20 protein-coding genes are annotated in these 21,986 nt (G+C 56.3%); 3 read left to right on the forward strand and 17 right to left on the reverse strand.

Annotated elements, in window-relative coordinates; all coding sequences use genetic code 11:
- Positions 1–90 precede the first annotated feature (90 nt).
- The 13 genes from HMPREF1627_RS04965 to dinB all read right to left on the reverse strand — a co-directional run bounded on the left by HMPREF1627_RS04965 (position 91) and on the right by dinB (position 14,562).
- Positions 91–1,185 carry a cell division protein FtsQ/DivIB gene (locus HMPREF1627_RS04965; protein ID WP_034501613.1) on the reverse strand — a complete coding sequence of 365 codons (1,095 nt, stop codon included), beginning with the start codon at positions 1,183–1,185 and terminating at the stop codon, positions 91–93.
- Complete coding sequence (murC, locus tag HMPREF1627_RS04970) at positions 1,182–2,588, reverse strand: UDP-N-acetylmuramate--L-alanine ligase (RefSeq protein ID WP_034501614.1); 1,407 nt, start codon at positions 2,586–2,588, stop codon at positions 1,182–1,184. The genes HMPREF1627_RS04965 and murC overlap by 4 nt, the downstream gene beginning before the upstream one ends.
- Positions 2,585–3,715, reverse strand: coding sequence for an undecaprenyldiphospho-muramoylpentapeptide beta-N-acetylglucosaminyltransferase (gene murG / locus HMPREF1627_RS04975; protein ID WP_034501615.1), 1,131 nt, complete (start codon positions 3,713–3,715; stop codon positions 2,585–2,587). The genes murC and murG overlap by 4 nt, the downstream gene beginning before the upstream one ends.
- Positions 3,712–4,989, reverse strand: a complete 1,278-nt coding sequence (locus HMPREF1627_RS04980) for an FtsW/RodA/SpoVE family cell cycle protein (RefSeq protein WP_034501616.1) — start codon at positions 4,987–4,989, stop codon at positions 3,712–3,714. Before HMPREF1627_RS04980 ends, murG begins: the two co-directional genes overlap by 4 nt.
- Positions 4,986–6,467: a UDP-N-acetylmuramoyl-L-alanine--D-glutamate ligase gene (gene murD, locus HMPREF1627_RS04985; protein WP_034501617.1), complete on the reverse strand. Its 1,482-nt coding sequence runs from the start codon at positions 6,465–6,467 to the stop codon at positions 4,986–4,988. The genes HMPREF1627_RS04980 and murD overlap by 4 nt, the downstream gene beginning before the upstream one ends.
- Entirely contained in the window at positions 6,449–7,534 is a 1,086-nt protein-coding gene (mraY, locus tag HMPREF1627_RS04990) for a phospho-N-acetylmuramoyl-pentapeptide-transferase (RefSeq protein WP_034501618.1), read from the reverse strand. The genes murD and mraY overlap by 19 nt, the downstream gene beginning before the upstream one ends.
- Positions 7,531–8,925, reverse strand: a complete 1,395-nt coding sequence (locus HMPREF1627_RS04995; RefSeq protein ID WP_034501619.1) for a UDP-N-acetylmuramoyl-tripeptide--D-alanyl-D-alanine ligase — start codon at positions 8,923–8,925, stop codon at positions 7,531–7,533. The genes mraY and HMPREF1627_RS04995 overlap by 4 nt, the downstream gene beginning before the upstream one ends.
- Before the next feature lie 42 nt (positions 8,926–8,967).
- Positions 8,968–10,662: a peptidoglycan D,D-transpeptidase FtsI family protein gene (locus tag HMPREF1627_RS05000; RefSeq protein WP_052040847.1), complete on the reverse strand. Its 1,695-nt coding sequence runs from the start codon at positions 10,660–10,662 to the stop codon at positions 8,968–8,970.
- Between the two features lie 65 nt (positions 10,663–10,727).
- A complete protein-coding gene (locus HMPREF1627_RS05005; RefSeq protein WP_034501620.1) occupies positions 10,728–11,123 on the reverse strand; it encodes a hypothetical protein in 396 nt (131 codons plus the stop codon).
- Entirely contained in the window at positions 11,120–12,097 is a 978-nt protein-coding gene (gene rsmH / locus HMPREF1627_RS05010; protein WP_034501621.1) for a 16S rRNA (cytosine(1402)-N(4))-methyltransferase RsmH, read from the reverse strand. Before rsmH ends, HMPREF1627_RS05005 begins: the two co-directional genes overlap by 4 nt.
- A 108-nt stretch (positions 12,098–12,205) precedes the next feature.
- Positions 12,206–12,637, reverse strand: coding sequence for a division/cell wall cluster transcriptional repressor MraZ (gene mraZ, locus HMPREF1627_RS05015; protein ID WP_034501622.1), 432 nt, complete (start codon positions 12,635–12,637; stop codon positions 12,206–12,208).
- A 329-nt stretch (positions 12,638–12,966) separates the two neighbouring features.
- Positions 12,967–13,335 (reverse strand): DUF3040 domain-containing protein, encoded by a 369-nt coding sequence (locus tag HMPREF1627_RS05020; RefSeq protein WP_034501623.1) that lies wholly within the window; start codon positions 13,333–13,335, stop codon positions 12,967–12,969.
- 9 nt (positions 13,336–13,344) lie between these two features.
- A complete protein-coding gene (gene dinB, locus HMPREF1627_RS05025) occupies positions 13,345–14,562 on the reverse strand; it encodes a DNA polymerase IV (RefSeq protein ID WP_034501624.1) in 1,218 nt (405 codons plus the stop codon).
- Positions 14,563–14,592: 30 nt separating this feature from the next.
- On the opposite strand from dinB, the gene HMPREF1627_RS05030 reads away from it, so the two are divergent.
- Positions 14,593–15,390, forward strand: coding sequence for a spermidine synthase (locus HMPREF1627_RS05030; protein WP_034501625.1), 798 nt, complete (start codon positions 14,593–14,595; stop codon positions 15,388–15,390).
- Positions 15,391–15,444: 54 nt separating this feature from the next.
- On the opposite strand, the gene HMPREF1627_RS05035 is transcribed toward HMPREF1627_RS05030, so the two are convergent.
- Positions 15,445–16,599, reverse strand: coding sequence for a PAC2 family protein (locus HMPREF1627_RS05035; RefSeq protein ID WP_052040848.1), 1,155 nt, complete (start codon positions 16,597–16,599; stop codon positions 15,445–15,447).
- A 176-nt stretch (positions 16,600–16,775) separates the two neighbouring features.
- Between HMPREF1627_RS05035 and HMPREF1627_RS05040 the strand changes: the two genes are divergently transcribed.
- The gene (locus tag HMPREF1627_RS05040; protein WP_034501626.1) at positions 16,776–19,034 is read left to right on the forward strand and encodes a HelD family protein; all 2,259 of its coding nucleotides are present in this window, start codon (positions 16,776–16,778) and stop codon (positions 19,032–19,034) included.
- A gap of 10 nt (positions 19,035–19,044) precedes the next feature.
- Here the strand turns inward: HMPREF1627_RS05040 and nrdR are convergent, their stop codons facing one another.
- Both nrdR and HMPREF1627_RS05050 read right to left on the reverse strand, forming a co-directional pair.
- A complete protein-coding gene (gene nrdR / locus HMPREF1627_RS05045; RefSeq protein ID WP_034501627.1) occupies positions 19,045–19,524 on the reverse strand; it encodes a transcriptional regulator NrdR in 480 nt (159 codons plus the stop codon).
- A gap of 72 nt (positions 19,525–19,596) precedes the next feature.
- On the reverse strand, positions 19,597–20,052 hold the full coding sequence (locus tag HMPREF1627_RS05050) for a LysM peptidoglycan-binding domain-containing protein (protein ID WP_052040854.1): 456 nt from the start codon (positions 20,050–20,052) through the stop codon (positions 19,597–19,599).
- Between the two features lie 185 nt (positions 20,053–20,237).
- On the opposite strand from HMPREF1627_RS05050, the gene lexA reads away from it, so the two are divergent.
- The gene (gene lexA, locus HMPREF1627_RS05055; RefSeq protein WP_034501628.1) at positions 20,238–20,927 is read left to right on the forward strand and encodes a transcriptional repressor LexA; all 690 of its coding nucleotides are present in this window, start codon (positions 20,238–20,240) and stop codon (positions 20,925–20,927) included.
- Between the two features lie 67 nt (positions 20,928–20,994).
- Here lexA and HMPREF1627_RS05060 read toward each other — a convergent pair whose 3' ends face one another.
- Entirely contained in the window at positions 20,995–21,981 is a 987-nt protein-coding gene (locus HMPREF1627_RS05060) for an L-lactate dehydrogenase (RefSeq protein WP_034501629.1), read from the reverse strand.
- Between the last annotated feature and the right edge of the window lie 5 nt (positions 21,982–21,986).

The following is a 21,986-nucleotide window of genomic DNA, read 5'->3' on the forward strand; positions in this document are numbered from 1 at the left end:
GTTGATGTTTGACCTGCTTTTAGACGGAAAGACGGTAGGGGTAGGACACCTCTTCTTCAAGGTCATTTGTGGGCGTGTCGCTTCTCGAACTTAAGAAGTGACAGGATGCACGGGAGAAGACACGTCGTAGGTGCGCGCCTGACGCTGCGAAACCAAAACCTGAGCCACTTTTGCTTTCAGATCATTCTCGCTAGCGACTCCCCAATTTAAAGTCCGCGAGTTCGACAATGTCATCGATACGGTCTGACCGTCATGAGTGATCATCGTGATTTGAGAACGCAATTCGTCTCCCATTGCCGCCCAAATTGCAGCAACCTCACCGGCAGCACGCGAACGCTCGTCTCCATCAGGCAGAGTTGTCGGCGCCATTCCTTCGGGCATGGAAGGAGAGGAGGACAAACTCACGCCTTGATCGTCCACCAAGGACCAAGCAGCCCCCTCCTTTACCGCAAGAACCGCCTGACGCGGGCGCACCGTGATCTTTAGGCCTCGTGGCCACGTGCGCTCAACCTGAGCCTCACGAACCAAACGCACCTGGCCAATAGCAGCACTCACTTTTGAGGTCGATAGACGTGGGAGCGGAGTAGAAGCAAAAGGCTGAATCGCGGCTTGCACCTCAGAGGTTGTTGCACCATCTTCGCCCAAGCCCTCAATCGAAACCTTGGACGTGTCCAGCGCGAAAAGCGGAGAGAAAAAGATCCCCCACACAAGCGCAGCAACCACTACGCATACAGCAGATACCGTCGCGATCCGAGTGAGCACTAATCGACGCTGCGCTAACTGACGCTCTTTTCGGCGCTCGCCCAAGTCTGCAGTCGCGCTCTCATCACTCGAGCCTAAAACTGTCGCAGCATCCGACTGACCGATAGGACGGCGAAGAAGGTCACCACTGGTTGGACGAGCTGCTGCTTCGCGTCGCGAACGACGCAACTCACGATTGCGTTCACGTCTCGCCGTGCGCTCATCACGCGCTTCGCTCCCCCGACGAATCCGCGAAGCACGTGCACCCGTTGAAAAATGAGCCTCACGCTCACTTCCGCTTTCTTCACCCCGCATCGAGGCCTGCGGGGCCTCGACCACCTCAGCTGCGCCTCGGCGATCGTCTTCGGGAGCGGATTCAGGAGCGCTCGCCGGTTCTTGAGGAGGAAAGGCGCGGCTGCGACGAGGACGAGGGGGTTGTTTCACTGAGCGCTCCCAGCGCCGTCGTGTTCCCACTCATCGAGTACATCCTGATCGCATTGGGTAATCGATCCGGCACCCATGGTCAGGAGAATTCCCCCTTCAGTAACCTCTCGAGCAGCCAGACGAGCGGCCTCATGCATGTCAGGGACGTAGCGTGCCTTCGGCAGGTGCGAAGTGATGAGAGTCGAGTCAACGCCCGGAACGGGGTCTTCACGTGCTCCGTAGATATCACAGACATAGACGTGATCAGCATGCGAAAGCGCATCAGCAAAACGCCCCGCGAAAGATTGGGTTCGCGAATACAAGTGAGGCTGGAAGACAACGCTTACTTCCCCATTCCCGGCTGCACTGCGGGCTTGGGTAATGGCTGCTGCGACCTCAGTGGGATGATGCGCATAGTCATCGTAAAGCCGACGTCCGCCGTTTTCCCCCTTGAATTCAAAACGACGAGAAGTCCCGCTGAAAGCAGTGAGCGAGGAAGCCATGAGATGCCCCTCGATACCCAAACGAACGCCAGCAATCCACGCGGCCACCGCATTCACAATGTTGTGCAGGCCCGGGACGCGCAGATTAATCTCGACCGTTTCTGCGTTCCACAAAACTTGAGCCGATGCGATGTGTCCATCGGTTGTCGCGTCTTTGATGACGACATCGCAGGGCGCACCAAGTTCAGGGCTTTCCTGTCCTTCACGCCCGTAGGTCACGGTATCAATACCGCGTCCTTTCGCGTAACGAGCAAGGCGAGCGCTCCCCGCGTCCTCACCGCAGCACACAAGTGTTCCGCCCTCACGAAGACACCCAACGAAGTCAACGAAAACTTGTTCAAAGGCCTCGCGACTTCCATAGCGGTCCAAGTGATCGGGCTCGACATTGGTAACGATTTCGATCCACGGCGTGTAGTTCAGGAAAGAGCCGTCGGATTCATCGGCCTCGGCAACGAAAATATCTCCACTGCCCAAGTGAGCTCCCGAACCAAGTTCAGGGATGACAGACCCAACCGCAATCGAAGGATCTGCGCCCGCCTGACGCAGGGCCATTGAGAGCATTCCCGAGGTCGTCGTTTTTCCATGAGCGCCTGCAACCGCAACGAAACGCATTCCGCTAGCGGCCAGAGCAAGAGCTTGAGATCGATGGATAACCCTCAGCCCTTCTTTGCGGGCATAAGCAAGTTCTGGATTTGTCTCTCGGACAGCGGTCGAAACGACAACAACGCTATCTGCGGGAACATGCGAAGCATCGTGGCCGACGAAAACCTTCACACCCACGCTGCGTAGGTGGTCCAAGACCGGTGAATCCTTTTGATCGGATCCCGAGACTTCAAGGCCTCGATCTTTCAAAAGCTCTGCGACCACTGACATTCCAGCGCCGCCGATACCGATCAGGTGGAAGCGATGTGAGGTACTCACTTTTCAGCCTTCTTCCCATGAAGAGTCGATTCGATCAGGTCGGCAAGTTTAAGCGCGCCATCGGGTTGAGCCAGAGCTCGCGATGCCTGCGCCATCTGCTGCAATTCTGCGCTTCCGAGCAGGGGGAAGATCTTCTCACAAACGTAGTGGGAATTCAGATCCGAGTCCGCAACGAGAAGAGCACCACCGTGAGCAACGTGGTCAGCGGCATTAAGCTTCTGCTCTCCATTACCGATAGGAAGCGGAACATATACGCACGGCAATCCCAGTGCGGTCATCTCGGCGACAGTGCCTGCTCCTGAACGGCAGACAACAAGGTCAGCGACAGCTAGCGCGTCTTCCATTGTTGAGAGGTAATCAATCACGTGCCAGCGTTGTGCAACGCCAGCTGCAGACACCGCCTGAGAAACTTCCTGATCCTTGCCCTTCCCAGTCAAGTGAAGCACTTGCACGTTTGGCGGAAGCTGCGCGGCAGCGGCAATCATCGCACGATTAACGTTGAGAGCGCCAAGAGATCCTCCGGTGATGAGGAGAGTCTCCATCTTCGGATCAATTCCCAACCTCGAGGCCGCCTGCTCGCGTGCAGCGAGGCGTCCTTCCTCACTGGAGCGAGTAGCGGCCAGCTCCTGGATGGCAGGGCGAAGCGGCAAGCCCGTCACTTCCGTAATTCCTTGCTTGGCAATCAGCGGTGTCGAGGGGAAAGTCAGGCCCAAAGCCGAGGCCCAGCGAGCACCCACGCGATTAGCCAAACCCGGCCGCGCATTTTGCTCGTGGATGATGATCGGAATGCCCATTTTACGGGCGGCAAGATAAGCAGGCGTGGACACATATCCGCCAAAACCAACAAGTGCCTGCGCTCCCTGGAGGACCGAGCGACACTGAGCAATGGCTTGCTTCATGCGACGCGGCAATGAGAAGAACTGCAGGGAAGGCTTCCGGGGAAGCGGAACGCGTTCAATTGTCACAAGTTCGATCCCCGCTGCCGGAACAAGGGTCGTTTCCAAGCCCTGTTTCGTTCCAAGCGCGACGACCTCGTACCCGCGTGAACGCAGTTCAAGGGCCGTTGCGAGCAGGGGGTTCACATGCCCCGCTGTTCCTCCGCCAGCAAGAACGATCTTCTCACTCATCGTGTTCCTTCCGTGGAGCGTTGACGTTTCTTTCCGGGATGACGACGCCGCGATGAGACGCGGGGGTCACGCAAACTCGAGAATTTCAGGCCCATTGTCATCCCTGCATTCTCGCGTGCGCAGGCAGCAACGACGGCAATCGCAGAGACCGTAAAGAGATATGAGGATCCGCCATATGAAACAAGGGGAAGAGGAACACCAATAACGGGACCCATCCCTGTCACGGAAGCGATATTAATGAAGGCCTGGATCCCAATCCACGTTGCAACGCCACCGGTGATGATGGCGGCAAAGAATGAATTCGTGGTGCGAATGAGCCGCAGCATTCCCCAAATCATGAGGCACAGGCACGTAATAACGGTGAGGGACCCCAAAAGGCCAAACTCTTCGCCGATAATCGCCAAGATAAAGTCTGTGTGCGCGGCCTGGAGATAATTCCATTTCTCGCGCGATGCCCCCGGCCCAAGACCGGTCAGGCCGCCTGATCCCAATGCCCACAGCGCGTGGTCAATCTGTTCGGGAGCAGACAGGTTCCGTGCGGGACGATTCCACGGCATGACCGCAGCAATACGCTTCAAACGCGTTGGGTTTTGGAAGACAAGGAATACTCCCAAAGGAATCACAGCTGCTGCGATGGTGAGGAACCACCGCTTGGGCAATCCTGCAACCCACACTGCTCCGGCAGCTCCCGCTGCCATGACCATTGCGGTTCCCATGTCCTTGCCCAGCATGACGTCAACAAGAGCGAGAAATGCAGTGCCGCCCACCGTGACCGCCATTTGCTTCCAGTCTTGGCGCCTTGCGCCTTCTCGAGTCAGCACCCTTCCAAGGGCGATGATCAGAGCAAGCTTGAGGAACTCAGATGGCTGGAAGGTTCCCAGCCCTGGGAGAGACACCCAGTTGGTATTGCCGCCTTGAGAAGCAGCCAAAGGAGTCAAGACGAGGCCTTGAAAACCGAGTGCGATCAGGAAAACCAGAGGTGCCGCTCGGTACCACAGCGATGAGGGAATACGTTGAATGATGATCGCTGCGACTAAGAATGAGATTCCGGTAATTGCGAGCTGACGAGCGAAGGTACTGTATGGGCTACCACCTTGGGAGATCGTCGTAACTGCTGATGCAGAAAAGCCCATGACCAAGCCGAATAGCGTCAAAATCAGTGCAGGTAGAGCAATGAGATAGTAGGTCGCTACAGGCGAGTAGACCTTATCTTCCTCATTTCGCCGTGCAAATTCGAAGCGAGGAATATGGAGACGCTCAAGAAGAGAGGTCATTGGGCAGCCCAATTAGCTTCAAGGCGCGCGACCGCCTCGCGGAAAACCTCCCCGCGCTGGGCGTAAGAGCGGAATTGATCCCACGACGCACAGGCCGGTGCAAGCACAACAGTATCTCCGGGGCGCGAGAGGGCAACGGCCTCATTCACAACGGAGAACATCCAGTCTTCGTGTCCATCAACTTCAACGAAGGGAACTGTCGGCGCATATTGCGCGAGCGCACGAAGGATCGCACTGCGGTCTTCCCCAATGACAACGACTCCGCGCAGTTGAGGAGCAATTTTTGCGACAAGGTCGCCAAATTCTTGGCCCTTTGTATCTCCCCCGGCAATCCAGATAGCTGTTCCTGGAGTAATTCCACGCAGAGAAGCCGCAGCGGCATGAGCATTTGTTGCCTTGGAATCATCAATCCACGTAACGTCCGCGGCGTGAGAGATCACCGCACGTCGGTGATCAGCAGGATGGAAGTCACGAAGCCCCTGAGCAACTGCTTCCGGATTCACTCCATAAGCGCGAGCGAGGCCAGCGGCGGCAGTGGCATCCATGCGCGCGGCATCTGTTACCCCATCGTGGTATGCAATACGCAGGTCATCAACTTCGGCGAGGAATTGCGCCTGCATATGGCGCCTTTCCACGAAAGCTCGTTCCACCAGCGCATCTTCAACCCATCCCACTTGAGAAATCGACGGAATCCCAAGGGTCAGACCGATAGCGCGAGCACCTTCAATGACGTCTGCCTCGGCGACCATGTGCTCGATCTCGATATCAGAAGAGGGATAGAAGCAAGCTACTTGCGTTGCGTGGTAGACCTTTGCTTTGTCCGCCGCATAGGCTTCCGCACTACCGTGCCAATCAAGGTGATCAGCGTCAACATTGAGGCACACCGAAGCCAAAGGAGAAACCGTAGAAACCGTGTGCAACTGGAAGGAGGAAAGCTCGACGGCGAAAACCTCCGCGTCGGTATCAACGGCCTCGCAAATCGGCAAACCAATGTTGCCAACTTCAGCGACTCGAGCTCCGGAGGCACGCAAAATAGAACCCAGCATGCCAACGGTCGTGGTCTTGCCGTTCGTCCCCGTCACGCACAGCCAGGGCCGTCCCGCATGAGAAGAATCTTCTTGTAGACGCCACGCAAGTTCAACCTCACCGATGACAGGGATTCCTGCATCTTGAGAAGCAGAAAAAATCGGGTGGTGTGCGGGAATTCCAGGAGAAACAACGATGCAATCAGGGTTCCATGCAATTGCCTCGCGTGAGAGGGCCTGAGCATCCGCCTTGTAGACGACCTCAACGCCAGTCAGCTCGTCTGGCTGAGCGGGAGTCTGCGCTTCACCCTGAGAAGAGGTATCGGGGCTACGCCCGTCAAACGCACGCAGCTGCGCGCCACGCGCAAGCAGCGCGCGAGCAGATGCCTTTCCTGATACTCCCCACCCAAGGATTGCGAAACGGCCCTGCCAATTCACAGTCGAGACACCCATTCTGCATAGAACAAACCGGCACCCATCACCGCGAAGAGCGCGGCAATGAGCCAGAAACGAATAACGATCGTGATTTCTTTCCAGCCCTTGAGCTCAAAGTGATGATGCAAAGGAGCCATACGGAAGACTCGTTTGTGGGTCATCTTGAAGACGCTGATCTGGATAACGTCGGAGAGCGTTGTCAGAACGTAGAGACCGCCGATCAGTACGGCAAGGAACTCTGTGTCGGTCAGAATCGACACTCCGGCGAGCGCCGCACCAATTGCTTGCGAGCCGGTATCTCCCATGAAGATTTGAGCAGGAGACGCATTCCACCACAGGAACCCGGCAAGAGCACCAACCAAAGATGAGCAGAAGATTGCGATCGAAAGAGGATCACGTGTGGTGTAGCAAGCGGAAATATTGACCGTATCGCCCCAACAAGATTGGAGCAGCTGGAAATAAGAGATAAAGGTGTAGGAGACGAAAACAAAGATACCCGCACCAGCAGCAAGGCCATCCAAGCCGTCTGTCAGGTTCACTGCGTTCGACCATGCGGCGACGATGAAATTCACCCAAATGACAATGAGAACCACGGCAGCGAGAATTCCCCATTGCGTGAAGGTCAATCCCAGGGGGCGCGTCATTGAGATATCGAAGATTCCAGGAGTACGACCATGAACATTCGGCCTGACCAAGATTCCCCACGTGAAGAGTGAGGCAATAGCAACCTGACCAACGATCTTTGCCCATGCATGCAACCCCAGAGAGCGCTGGTGCATGATCTTGAGGGCGTCATCAAGAAGACCGATGAATCCGATACCAACAAAGAGGAAAACAAGAAGCCAGCCTGACCAAGAAGGCGAATGGCCATTAATCAGGTTTCCAGCCAGCCAGGCGATGACCGTCGCCAGGATAATAACCAGGCCACCCATTGTGGGTGTCCCGCGCTTTGTCATGTGCGCGGTCGGCCCGTCTTGGCGAATAAACTGCCCGTATTGGTGCCGGATCAGGTAATGGATCAGAACCGGGGTGAGGGAAATCGAAAGGACTAAAGCAACCGCAAAGGCAATAATGAGCCCAATCATAAAGTGCCCTCCTCCACTAGGCGATCGGCAACTTTCCATGCACCGGAGCCGTTGGATCCCTTAATGAATACGACGGCATTATCTTCCAGTATGCCGCGCAGAGCGTCGATTACCTCGTCAACATTCCGGAAGCGACGATGTGTGTCGTCCTCGCCTCGCTCACTGAAGTAGAACTGAGATTCATCGCCGAGAGCAAGCACGCAGCGCGCACCCGCATCTTCAAAGAACCGCGCGACTTCGCGATGCGTTTCTTCCGAGGCCTCGCCAAGTTCAAGAATTCCACCGGCGACAATGACCAGGGGGCGCCTTACTGCCAGATCCGCAGCAGCACGGCATCCTGCTCGGAAGGAATCCAAGTTCGCGTTGTAGGAATCGTCGATGAGAGTGATGTGGCGACCGTCAAGCTCGAGTTCGTGAATGCTCATGCGATGAGGACTCGACGCCCCTTGGCCATTAACAGCCGCGCAAGCCTTTTCCGGCGCGATACCCAAAACCCACGCGCCTGCGATTGCCGCGCAAGCATTTGAGACGTGATGGATACCGACCAAGCCAAGATGCATCGGGAAAGTCAAGCCGTCGAGATGAAGATTAAAGACAGCCCTCCCCTGCTCATCAAGGTGAAGGTCTTCAGCCCAGAGGTCAGCCTCCGCATTTCCGGCAGCAGAGAAAGTGACGATACGTCCCGGAGCCTGTGGAGCCATCTCCATCACATGCGGGTCATCGCGATTGAGAATGCTCACCCCCGAAGGAACGAGGCCTCGAATCAATTCTGCCTTTGCATCGCGAACGCCCTCAACAGAGCCGAAGCCACCCAAGTGCGCGTGTCCCACCATGAGTTCAATCGCGGCGTCAGGGGGCGCGATACGCGTGAGGTAATCAATGTGACCGGGCCCCGACGCGCCCATTTCGAGGACCAGGTGACGCGTCGATTCATCGGCACGCAAAACTGTCAGGGGAAGCCCCACCTCGTTATTGAAAGACAATTGCGGAGCAACGGTTGGCGCATCCTCGCTCATGATCGCGGCGAGAAGATCCTTTGTCGTGGTTTTACCAGCCGAACCCGTCACTGCGATCACGTCCAGCGGCTGGGACTGGCGCAACTCGCTGAGATAGGCGCGAGCAAGCTCTCCCAAGGCGAAGGTTGAGTCTGAAACAACGATTTGGGGAAGCGGCGAATCACAGACATGTTCAACGATTGCTGCCACTGCACCACGCGAAGCCGCCGCTTCAAGATACTGGTGCCCATCGCTTGTCTCACCGCGACGAGCGACAAAAAGAGAACCCGGGGTAATTTCTCGAGAATCCGTTTCAACTGTCGCGGTCACGTCAACATCAGTGCCGTGGAGCTGTGCGCCCAATGCTTGAGCGATCCACTTGCTGGACCTATGCATGCTTCTCCTTAGGGTTTCACCCATTTACTGCACACTAGCGTACTAGGGCCTCGTGGGATACAGCTGGGCGGTTTCTGTAGATGCAGGAATTCCCAGGTTTCGCACTGCCTCAGTTGCTACTTCTCCCCACAAAGGAGCCGCAGAATCCGAAGACAAACCGCCCACACGCGGGTTGTACAAAACAACCGAAATTGCCAAACGCGGAGATTCCGCGGGAATCAAACCGGCAGTGTTTGATACGACCGCGTCAGCTCCATTGACTTTGATGTCTGCCGTACCCGTCTTCACAGCAATGCGGTAGCCCTCGACCTTTGCTAGCTGGCCAGTACCCAATTCATCAGTGACAACAGACTCCATCATGGTGATGAGTTCTTTTGAGCGATCCGCCGACATGACTTGCTTCGGCTGAGGAGCCGTAGCTTTCTCGGCACGCCCCTGCGAATCGACCGTCGAGTCGATAATTCGAGGCGCAATCATCACACCACGGTTTCCGATTGCCTGAATGAGTTGATTCTGTTGGACCGCGGTAACAGCGTAGGACTGCCCGAACATCATCGTGTAGCGATCTCGGCCTTGAATATTGTCGAAATCTCGCATGATGCCCTGAGACTCGCCCGCCAGCTCGATTCCAGTGGGCTGGTTAAGACCCATCTTCGTCATGAAGTCGTAGCGATCACGATCGCCCACCTGCTCGCCAATCTCAATCGTTCCAACGTTCGAGGATTCCGCAAGGATACCGGTCGACGTCAAAGTCTCAGTTCCGTGCTCGTGGTAATCCTTGATCGGACCGCCGGCATCGGGAGGGTTAATGCTATACGGGACGCTGTATTGACTCGTTGGCGTAGTCGTTCCCTTTTCCAGGGCCGAGGCCACAGTTAGCAGCTTGCCCACCGAACCCGGTTCGTAGGGAGCCTGCACCCCCATGACAGATTGAGGTTTTGCGGCATCCGGCGTCGTGGACCCCGAATCGGCAAGAACAAGAATACGTCCCGTCGACACATCAGAAATGACGACGACTCCCCAGTCTGCATTGTGCTTACGCACGCGTTCGTCAAGACGGTCTTGAACGAGGTGTTGAAGGTCAGCGTGGAGGGTTGTCCGTACTGAACCGCCATCTTGAGGCTCTTTGGTCGTGCGCTTCCCACCGGGCATAATCGCACCGTTGGGCGAGATCTCGTAAGCTTCTTCCCCTGCTGTTCCTTGGAGGAAATTGTTGAAGTACGCTTCAAGCCCTGAAACGCCATCGCTTTGAGCATTGACCGCGCCAACGATCGGAGCAGCGGTATTACCGTTCGGGTAGACGCGGTCGAAGACCGACTCCCATTCAATTCCAGTGATATCGAGCTTGCGGATCTCACGGTATGTCACCGCATCGACATTTTTCTTGAGGTAGACATACGTGGAATCCCCCAGCATCATGCCGCCCAATTCGGCGCGACTCATCCCTAAGAGCGGGGCGAGCTGCTTGGCTGCTTCTGCTGGGCCTCGACCGACTACTTTACCGTCGTCGTCTTTGTGTTCGTAGGTCGTGATTGCTCGCTGGTTGACGGCAATGTGATAGGCCTGAACTGAATCTGCTAAGACAACGCCATTCACATCGAGGATGTTGCCGCGTTTTGCACCGATTTCACTGACAGCTGTGCGAACTCTTTCGCCTTCCGATGAAAGAGTCGCGCTTTGGAAAATTTGGATAACCAATAGCTGAAGAACGCATAACGCAAAGAGGACGGTGAACATCCTCCCGATTCCACGGGCGCGATTCGCAGTGGTATCACTCGCTTTGCGTGTGCGCTGCCACAACCTCATCGCGCGGCGACACCGCCCTCAACTGTGCCATCGGATAGACGAATAGTGCCGAGCTTGCCGGCGTGTACCATTCCCTGTGCCTTCGCAGCCTTCTCCAGTTCAACGGGAGAAGCCTTTTCTTGAAGTTGAGTCTGCAGAGTCCATGACTGTGCTTCAAGCTCATTGAGCTGAATCTGGTACTCGCGAATCTCGTACGAGGTCTGCGCCATGTGGGTGTTAATCACCATGGGAACCACAATAGCGATTGCGATCATGACCAGCGCGATGATCGTCATGGGAATGACCGAGCGACGAGGACGCGTGGAGTTGACCACCGTCAAAAGTGGTCGAATTTCCTCACCTACGTAGGCCGGACGAGAGGTCGCGCGTGCGCGCGCGGTGGCTCCGCTCATGGTCTTTCCTTCCAGGGACGTATCATCTGTGCGCCGCGCATCCGCACGGATGCGGAACGCGGATTATGGGATTTTTCTGTGTCGTCAGCCAACTGCGCTCCTCGAGTAAGGAGTTGCAAGCGAGCTTGAAGTTCTTCGGGGATGAGGGGAATCCCCGCGGGGGCTTGGTCTGTTGCCCCACGTCGAAAGATGTCCTTGACCAAGCGATCTTCCAAAGATTGATAGGACTCGATGACGATTCTTCCGCCCACACGAAGTCGTTCGAGAGCTGCGGGAAGTGCGGCCTCGAGAATCGTGAGCTCATCGTTGACCGCAATTCGCAAGGCCTGGAAGGTCCTCTTCGCGGGGTTTCCTCCGGTGCGTCGCGCGGCCGCCGGGATCGAGTCTCGAACGATCTGCGCCAATTGTGAGGTTCGCGTGAGCGGCTGAGTTTCCCGGTCACGAACGATGCGCGCAGCGATCTTCGAGGCGAACTTCTCTTCCCCGTAAACCCGCAGGATCCGCGTAATTTCGTCTTTCGAGGCCGAGGCCAAGAGCTGGGCAGCGCTCACTCCGACGGTGGGATTCATTCGCATGTCGAGAGGTGCGTCGTGCGAATACGAGAAGCCACGTTCTTCTTCGTCGAGCTGAAGAGAAGAAACGCCGAGGTCCATGAGAATGCCATCAACCATTGCTCCCGGCGCTTCATCGGCAACTTCAGCCATGTTGTCGTAAGTCGTATGGAATGCTCGGAACCTGGAGCCGAAGGGCGCAAGCCTTGCTGATGCAAGCTCAATTGCTGCGGGGTCACGATCGATGCCGAAGACGGTCAGTTGAGGGAAACGCTTGAGCGCTGCTTCGGTGTGGCCACCCATCCCCAAGGTCGCGTCAATGAGGACCGCTCCGGGAGTTTCAATAGCGGGAGCAAGCATGTCCAAGCACTCGTTGAGGAGGACAGGAACGTGCAAGCGCGAGGCATCGCGGTCAGCAGACACTTCTGCCCTCCTTCTGTGTGATGGGTACCCGTCGTTCCAGGTCCCCCACCGTGCTCTGCCATCGGGGAAGTGACGTCAGAACATCGGGAGGAGACCTGGAATGACGGGCTAGAACATTCCTGGGATAATTTCGTTTTCAGTTTGTGAGAACACGTCTTCCTGGACGGACAGGTAGTCGTTCCACGCCTGTGAATTCCAGATCTCTGCGCGCGACCCGGCACCAATGACGGTGAGTTCGCGGTCAAGACCGGCGTATTTACGAAGATCCGGGGGAAGAGTGATTCTTCCTTGCTTATCCGGAACCTCCTTGTACGCCCCCGAGAGCAGCACGCGAACATAGTCGCGCGCTTGTTTGGATGACAGTGGCGCTCGTCGAAGTTCCACCGTCATCTGCTCAAACTCTTGGGCGGGAAAGGCGTAGATGCAGTGTTCTTGACCTCGAGTCAGAACAATGCCACCTTCCATGTCCTCCCGGAATCGGGCAGGCAGAATCACGCGTCCCTTGTCGTCGAGCTTGGGCTCGTAAGTGCCAAGGAACATCATTCACCGCCTTCCCCTCCGTGACATCTTCCCCCACTTTACTCCACGTTTTGCCATTTTGGGACCTTTTCCCACACTGAACCAACAGATTAACTAGACAAATCGGCGGAATATCAATGAAAAATAGGAGTGGAGGAAAGTGGGGGAAATTTTCAGCGTTTCTCGTCAAAAAACCCAGGAATCGCTTCTGACCAGCACAAATATGCTCAAGCAACTAGAGGTGGAGGAAAGTGGGGAAACGCTGCGGCCTACCGCGTGACCGTAACCCGATAACAAAAAATGGATGCCTGGCGAGCACACTCACCAGACATCCACCCGAAAAAAATCAGTTATTCATCTGCGGAACGGCGATCCCAACGTTCCTCTTGACGCTGCATAAAAGAAGACCTCTTCGCTCCAGGGCGCAAAACCCGCGGAGCCTGCAAGGCATACCAAGCACCACCAAGCATGAAAAGAAAACCCGCGACCCCAACGATCAAAGAGAGCACCGAGTACCCCAGAGAGACAGCGGCAACCAAAATCAGCAAACCCGCGACAATCATCAAGGAGCCAACAGCAACCCGCTTGGGGGAAAGTTTCGAAGAAGAACGCGGCGAATGAGCGTCTTCGCGCACGTGATCACGGAAGGAGGAAGGCTGATGGTCGAACTGTGCTTCCATCTCCTCAAGAACTTGCTTCTCGTAATCAGAAAGTGCCATGGGGTCATTCTACTTGTTTTCGTCAAGCAAAGATGCAATCGAGATTGCCCCTGCCCCATACTTCCCACGAATTTGATCCATGGCGCGCTCAGCAGCTTCAGGGCGTTCGTCCTGATCAAGCGTGACTTCAAAACCTTCTTCTCGAGCAATGAGTCCTTCTGCTCGCACCCCAAAAAGTCGCACTCCCCCGCTCGGAAGAGTCTCACGAGCAAATAATTCGCGCGCAATCCTCGAAATTTCTCTTCCCAAGTCAGTAGGAGCAGCCAGGCGCTGCTGACGAGTGATCGTTGAAAAGTCCGCACCGCGCATTTTGATCGCAACTTGACGACATACCCACCCGCCTTCGCGCAATCGGCGGGCACATTCATGTGCAGCCTTGGTAATAAATTGCTCAAGAACGCCTCGATCACGAATATCAAGCTCGAAGGTTCTCTCCATACCAACTGACTTTTCTTCACGCGAGACGCAAACTGGCCTCGGATCAATTCCCCACGCAAGATCATGAAGCTGGTGCGCAGCCGCGGCCCCAAGGAGACGAGCCAAGCGCTGCACAGGATGCTCAGCAAGCTGCCCAATGGTTTGAATCCCCTCACGTTCAAGGATCTGCCCGCTCTTGGCTCCCACTCCCCACAAGGCGCCAACTGGAAGTCCGTGAAGGAATTCAATGGTGGCCTCGGCGGGGATCAACAAAAGCCCGTCAGGCTTCGCATTCGAGGAGGCGATTTTTGCCACAGACTTCGTCGAGGCGATCCCCACCGACGCCGGCAGGCCGAGGTCCCCTCGAATCTGGGTACGGATATCTCGCGCGATCTGAGTGGGGGTTCCGAAACGAAGCCTTGACCCCTTGACGTCAACAAAAGCCTCGTCGACGCTCACTTGCTCAACAAGCGGGCTAAAACGCCCGATGATCTCCATGACTTTGCGCGAATACATGCGGTAGAGCTCGAAGTGCCCAGGAATGAATACTGCTGTCGGACACAGTGCACGTGCACGAGCAATAGGCATGCCGGCGCGCACACCCAAGCCCCTGGCCTCGTAGGTCGCAGAAGTGACAACCCCTCGATTCCCACTTCCCCCCACGATGACGGCCTTACCGACAAGCGATGGGTCCTGACGAATCTCAACCTGCGCGAAGAAAGAATCCATGTCAATGTGCAAGATATTCGTTTGAGAATCATCGTCTCCCCAAAAGCGTTTGCGACGCTTATCGCGCGGAGCGTTCGACATCGGATCCTCCTTCCCGCTTAGAGTTGTTCTATGAGTACTCTAGACTCCCCATCACTTGAGGTACGGTGGGACGGCCCGCGCGCAACACTTCTTGTCGATGGCGCCGAATCATCCTGCATCGACACGTCGGACCCCACTTATCTCGATTTTGAGTACATGCAGCACGCAACTTGTGCGCTCCAAGCAACATTTCCTTCGTCCGCACCGCTACGCGTTCTTCATTTGGGAGGCGCGGCCTGCGCGCTCCCCTGGGCATGGTCGCTACTCTTTCCCTCATCGCGTCATACGGTTGTTGAGATTTCTCCAAAGATCGCAAGCTTTGCGCGCGAGACCTTCGATCTTCCACGCTCTCCTATCCTCAAAATACGAATCGGCGAGGCGCGCGCGGTCATTGATTCTCTTCGAGGCTCTTCCTTTGATGTCATTGTCCGCGACGCATTCGCCGGGGAATCTGTCCCCTCTCAGCTGCGAACCCTTGAGTTCACTGCGCAGTGTCATCGCGTTCTTCGCGAAGGTGGTCTTCTGCTGGCCAACAGCGCGCACGGAGGTAGCGACAACGCACGCATTGACCTGGCAGGTATGCGGGAGAGCTTCGCAGATGTCCAAGCCCTGTGCGACCCCAAAGTCGGGCGCGGAGCACGACGAGGAAATATCGTCTTCCTCGCTCAGTATTCGCCGCAATCCGTTAACGAGGCCGAGCTCGACCGTCTTCTTCGCAAGCTTCCTCTTCCCGCTCGCCCTCTGCGCGGCAAAGACCTATCGAAGTGGCAGGCTGGGACGCGGGCCATGAGCGACGCGGAAATCGGCTGGGGATCCGACGAGGCCTAGCCTTCACAGAGATTCCCCGGCGCCCCGCGAGTTGGCAGGCACCTAGTTTCGGGTTTATTCGGCAGAGCCCTCTTGGCTCTCTGGCGCAGGCCCTTCGGCGCGTTCGGGACTGTCCTCCGCAGCGGAAGCACTGCCGCGGTGGCGAGGCACGTGTGCACCCACGGCCGAGTCGGAGCCTTCTTTGCGCTCGGCAACGCGTTTGAGGGCCTCGGCAAGAAGATCGTCAACAGAGGGCTTTTCTTCAATAACTTTCTCGTCGGATTCAGAGGGCTCAGTGTTTCCCGTCGCCCCTTCGGTCACTGAGGCAAGATAGGCCTCGATGGCATCGGAGATCCCCGTTATCTCAGTTTCTTTTTCAGCCCCTAAACCAACGGTAAATGCTGAGGGCACCGCATTAAGAGGAATCCCTAAGCCGTCGCCGGAGAAGGAATCGTAGTGTTCCTCAAGGGCACGGACTGTGTGCTGAACCTCGGGATTAGCATCCACAAGGGCAGCAAAAGCGTCAAAGTCCTCCGCTGCTCCCTGTTCAAGATCCCCCACGGGAAGCGAGAGACCTGAAAACTCGGAGAGCTTACGAAGCAGAGCAGAAGAAGCCGCGGGATAGGCCGATTCCGACATGTAATAGGGAACGATCGCAAGAAGAGTCATTCCATCGATCCCGGCTTTCTTCAGGTGCCACTGAAGGAAAGACACCATCGACCCGGGGTATTGGATTCGCGCCGACATATGCGGCTGCGCGGGAACAAGCGAAGGATCGGTCGTATGGACGTGGACGGGAGTCGGCCTCGTGTGAGGAACACCGGAAGGGATCCCGGTCATCCCGAAAACCACCTCAACCCCGGCCTCGGTAATGATTTCTCGAACGCGGGATGCAAAAGTCTCCCAGCGGTAATCGGGTTCAGGACCATGGAGGAGCAGGAAAGACTCTCCGCGGTCATCACGCAAAAGGTCAAGAGAGATCTTCGGAGTTTCTACCTCTTCCGTCACCCAGCTCTTCACTGTGATGACCGGGCGATGCGAACGGTAGTTAATGAAGTCTTCAGCATCAAAGTCTGCAACATGCGTTGCGGGAAGGGAGCGAAGCATCTGTTCAACAGCCATTCGGCCGGAAGCGCCCGCATCCATCGCGCCGTCGAAATACGTCACCAGAATTCGCGCGCGAGTGTGGGGAGCCTGGTGATTATCCCCATGAGTCTGGGTTTCGGTCATGTTCCCCTCCTTCGGTGTCAAACTCGCCCCCAGTGGGCACTACTCATAGTAAAACTACATTGTTTACATCCTTCCAGCGCGGTTAATCCCACAATTGCGCCAAGGGCATATCACAGGAATTTGGGGTCCAGATACGGCAAAATAGAACGCCAGACTTTTTCTACCGAGAGGTCCCGATGTCTGACTCAGCTCGCACCGCAGATCACTTGAGCGAAGAACAAAGCTTCGTTGATCGCGCTTATTCGCGCCTTGATGAACTGCGAGCGCAATACCGCGAGCAGCGCCAAAAAATCGATGCGAATCACGGTGTGGGAAATGCGCAGGGATGGACCGAGCGCGATGCCTTGGCCTCGCACTTTGCAGAGCTGTCGACACGCCTCGATAACGTCGAAGAACGTCTGGTTTTTGGGCGCCTCGACATGAGTGACCAATCTCGGCACTATATCGGCCGTGTTTCTTTGCTTGATGAGCACTCTATTCCCCTCCTTGTCGACTGGAGGGCACCGATCTCTGCGCCTTTCTACCAAGCAACAGCCCAAGACCCCCAAGGCGTTGTTCGCAGGCGACACATCGCGACCCGCGCACGCACCGTCACCTCCGTGGAAGACGAGCTCTTGGACGCCGAGCAGGCCCACACGCATGGCTTAACTCTGCAGGGCGAAGGAGCATTGATGTCTGCTCTTTCCTCGGCACGAAGCGGAAGAATGGGCGATATCGTCGCAACGATTCAAGGCGAGCAGGACCGAGTCATTCGAGCAAGTGACCGTGGGATCCTTGTCGTCCAGGGCGGACCGGGAACCGGAAAAACTGCCGTTGCTCTTCACCGCGCAGCCTACTTGCTCTACACCCAGCGCGAACGCCTTGAGCGTTCGGGAGTACTGATCATTGGCCCGTCACGGACCTTCTTGCGTTATATCGAGCAGGTTCTCCCCTCCCTTGGAGAGTCCGGAGTCGTCCAGATGACCATCGGCGACCTCGTCCCGGGAGTGTCGAGCCGTGGCGAGGAATCGCCCGAATGCGCCGAAATCAAGGGGCGTGCCGCCTTTGCCCGTATCCTTCGCGAGGCCGTGCGCCTCATCCCCCGCAATCCCGACAGCGATCAGGTCCTTCAGGTCTGGAACCGACGCGTTACCTTGAGCGCTGAAGAGGTGCGCTCTGCAATTTCGCGCGCACGCCGCAGCGGACGCCCCCACAATGTTGTTCGTGAGTCTTTCGCATTGGGACTCATGGAACTCTTGGCGAATAGGCTCATTATCGAAGCGGGGGACGCTCACAGCGCAGCCGATATTGATCCTGACGATCTCAATTCATGGATGGCCGAGATTCGCGATTCAATCGATGCCAGGCGCGCCATCAACCTTGCCTGGATGCCAACCCAAGCTCCAGCATTCCTGCGCAAACTCTGGTCTCGTCCCACTCTCTTAGCCGCTGCCAATCGCCACGCTGGCTCTCCCCTGTCTGTTGAAGAACTCACGGCTTTGAAGCGCAGTGCCGACGCCCCCTTTACCACTGCTGATATTCCTCTCATTGACGAGCTCGAAGAACTTCTGGGCACTCTTGATGTGGCCTCAGCTCAGAGCGCGCGGGCCGAGAAACAACGTGAAAAGGAAGAACGCGAACGCGCAAACGATGCTTTGCAGGCAACGGGTCTAGGTGGCGGCATCGTGACTGCCGAGATGCTTATGCGTCAGACCCAAGAGGTTCGCGCAGTTGTTCCTTTGGCTGAGCGGGCGCGCGCCGACCGCGCGTGGACCTATGGGCACATCGTCATCGACGAGGCCCAGGACCTCTCCCCCATGGCGTGGCGGTGTCTTCTTCGACGCTGTCCAACTCGTTCGATGACAGTTGTTGGCGACCTTGATCAAAAACGTGGGCACCGTCGTCCGATTTCATGGAAGCAAGCACTTGGACCTGCCGCTCGCGCGTTCAGCGAGGAGTTTGTTCTTTCAATCTCCTATCGAACTCCTCGAACGCTCACTCGTATCGCGCAGTCTGTTATGGCATTGCATGGCTCCCCCGTGCTCTATCCCATGGAGGCTGTCCGCGATGTTCCTCATTGTTACCGTGCCTCCCGCGCTCGCGACGAGGCCGATTTACGGATTCGCGTACAAGGTGCGGTAAGCGCAATGGAAGAACGCTTGAATCTTGAGCAAGGCGAGGGCAATGGCCGCGTGTGCGTCATCGTACCCGATTCCCAAGCTCGCCAGTGGCATGCGGATGAATCGGGAGCCGCGGCACTTGATCAACGAGTGAGCTACCTGACTGCAGCTGGTGCCAAAGGTTTGGAGTTCGACTCCGTCGTGGTCGTTGAGCCTCAGGAAATTTTGGAACAGGGAAGCGGAGATCTCTTCGTTGCTCTCACGCGCGCGACCCACGATTTACACGCGCTCACATGCCACGAGTTTCCCCGCGGCATGGAAGACTGGGACGAGTAACCCCGTGATTTTAGCCGCGTGCTTTGCTGGCCTGAGCCTTTTCTTGCGAGCGTTGGCGCAGGGTGTCAATAGCCCGCGCAAAGTCATCAAGCGAGTTGAAGGCGTGGTAGACCGAAGCGAAACGCAAGTAAGCAATTTCGTCGAGATCCTGCAAGAAGGGCAAAATCGCCTTCCCCACTTCATCACTAGACACTGAGGAAACCCCGGAGGTGCGAAGATGCTCTTCAACCTGCTGTGCAAGAAGAGCCAATTCGTCATCACTGACGGGACGCCCCTGGCACGCTTTCCGCACGCCAGCAACGACTTTATTACGCGAGAAAGGCTCAATCACACCCGAGCGTTTAACGACTTGGAAGGATGAAGTCTCAAGCGTGGTGAATCGTTTTTTGCACGACGTGCATTCCCTTCGCCTCCGGATCGAGGCGCCATCATCCGCAATACGCGTATCGACCACACGCGAATCGGGGTTGTGACAGAAGGGGCAATGCACCCTCTAACGCTACGGTTGATCGTGATGATTCGCAACTATGACACGTGGAGCAAAGCGATAGTTCACGAAGCATTAGCGAGTCGGAATGCGCACTTCCTGCCCAACCTGAAGAGCTCCCTGAATATCATTGAGCTGTTCGATGTCTGTCACGACGTCCTGCAAGGGACGAGAAGTATCAACACCTTGAGCCAAGCTCCACACGCTGTCCCCTCTGGAAACGGAGACAACCCGCGTTGGCCCATCATATGGGGAAGTCTGCAGAGCAAGACCTGCGCCGATCGCAATCCCCACCGCGGCGACAAATGCAAGACCTGAGGTGAGCACGCGACGCAGATTGATCTGGGTACGCTGCACCAAGACGGGATGACGCCGCATCGAGGGATCGTCCGCGCGAAGAACCTGTCGACGGCGACGAACAGAAGGTGCGTTTTGAATGTCATAGACACGTGCAAGAGGTTCATCACGAACGATTTCAAGGTGCGGACGACGGCTTGCCTCTTGAGTGGCAGAAACAGTCAGTGTGCTCACAATGTTCCCCTTTCGGTCGTACACATGTTCGTCGAACACTTGTACGATAGCAATTCTTTCGAGAAATGTCGAGCCATTTTCGAACATATGTTTGATTTAGCTGATTTCTCCCGTATTCTTAACGGTGAGAGTGGACCACGGGACACTTTCACTTCCATCCACTTTTGAGCCTCGAAGGAATTATCGTGAGCAGCGACACAGAATTGACCGAGCGGCAAATCGAGATTCTGCGCCTGATTAACACCGAAGTACGCACTCGCGGTTTCCCTCCATCGGTGCGAGAAATCGCGCAGGTCGTTGGATTGTCTTCCCCATCAACCGTCAAGCATCACCTCGACACTCTCGAGCGTTTGGGCTTCCTCCAGAAGGTGCCCGGACTTCCTCGTGCACTTGAAGTCTCAGAACTTGGCAAATCCGTTTTAGGGGAAGACAAAGAACCGAAGAATCCAGACTCCACAAAAGTCGTCACAGTTGAAATTCCCACTGCTCACGTTGACGAAGAAGCTTCAGCAATTCCTCTTGTCGGAAGAATTGCAGCAGGCGCTCCCATTACAGCGGAACAAGCAATCGAGGACATCTTTGAACTCCCCACCCGCCTCACAGGCCACGGGGAACTCTTCATGCTTGAAGTACACGGAGACTCTATGGTCGATGCCGGTATCCTCGACGGAGATTTCGTCGTCATCCGCAGCCAGTCAACAGCTCTCAACGGGCAATTCGTTGCGGCAATGATCGACGGGGAAGCAACCGTGAAGGAGTTTTCACGCACTCAGGGTCACGTCTGGCTGCTCCCCCACAACGAAAACTACGCCCCCATCCCGGGCGATGAATCGACAATTATGGGAAGAGTAGTCACCGTTATTCGTTCGCTCTAAAACATAATAGTTGTGGCCAAGGCATCCTATGCCTTGGCCACAAACCTTTCAGTGAACAGCGGAGCGCTCAGAAGCCCAGATCGCGAGCAACCTGACGCAGACGCGTTGCAGATTCGGTCAAACCGTCACGCTCAGCCAGCGTCAAAGGCGGATTCAACACGCGCCCAGCGCCTTCTCGCCCAACCAGTGTCGGCGCAGCCATGCAGACATCCGAGATTCCTTCCCAATCTTCCAAGAGGGTCGAAATCGTCAGGACCCGGTTTTCATCACGAAGCACCGCGCGAGCAATGTTCGAAGCAGCCAAGCCAATTGCGTAGTTCGTTGCACCCTTGCCTTCAATAATCTTGTAAGCGGAGTTCACAACGTCCAGTGCGATTTGCTGACGCAGCTCAGCGTCAAAAAGCTTGCCAGACAGGGTCGGTCCCCAGTGACGCAAGGGCACGTTGCCAATCTCAGCAGAGGACCACAGTGCCACCTCGGAATCGCCGTGTTCACCAGCGACATAGGCGTGAATATTCTGCGTTGCGACTCCGGTTTCCAAAGAGACTAAGTAGCGCAGGCGTGAAGTGTCCAAAACGGTACCCGAACCAAAAACCTGGTTACGAGGAAGGCCCGTAATCTTGAGCGCGGCGTAGGTGACAACGTCAACCGGGTTCGTGATGAACATATAGCGCGCTTCGGGAGCGACGTTGAGAAGGTTGGGCAAAATCTTGCGCATCAAGTCAACGGTGGATCCGGCCAATTCCAGACGAGACTGCCCGGGCTTCTGCTTCGCTCCGGCAGTGACGATCACCAGGTCAGCGCCGCGAACGATCTCCACGTCGTCGGATCCCTCTACGGAACCGGAGGGCGTGAATTGGATACCGTGCGCCATATCCAAGGCTTCAGCTTCCACCTTGGGCTTATTGATGTCATGAAGGACGATGTCACGAGCATCCCCGCGCATCAAACAGGCATAAGCGACAGCAGTACCGACCGCACCGGCACCAACAATTGCGATCTTCGAAGGACGGCCTGAAGATCCGGGATACAGACTTTGAGCATGGGTGGGCATGAATG

Source organism: Actinomyces sp. S6-Spd3 (assembly GCF_000758755.1).
GTDB lineage: Bacteria > Actinomycetota > Actinomycetes > Actinomycetales > Actinomycetaceae > Pauljensenia.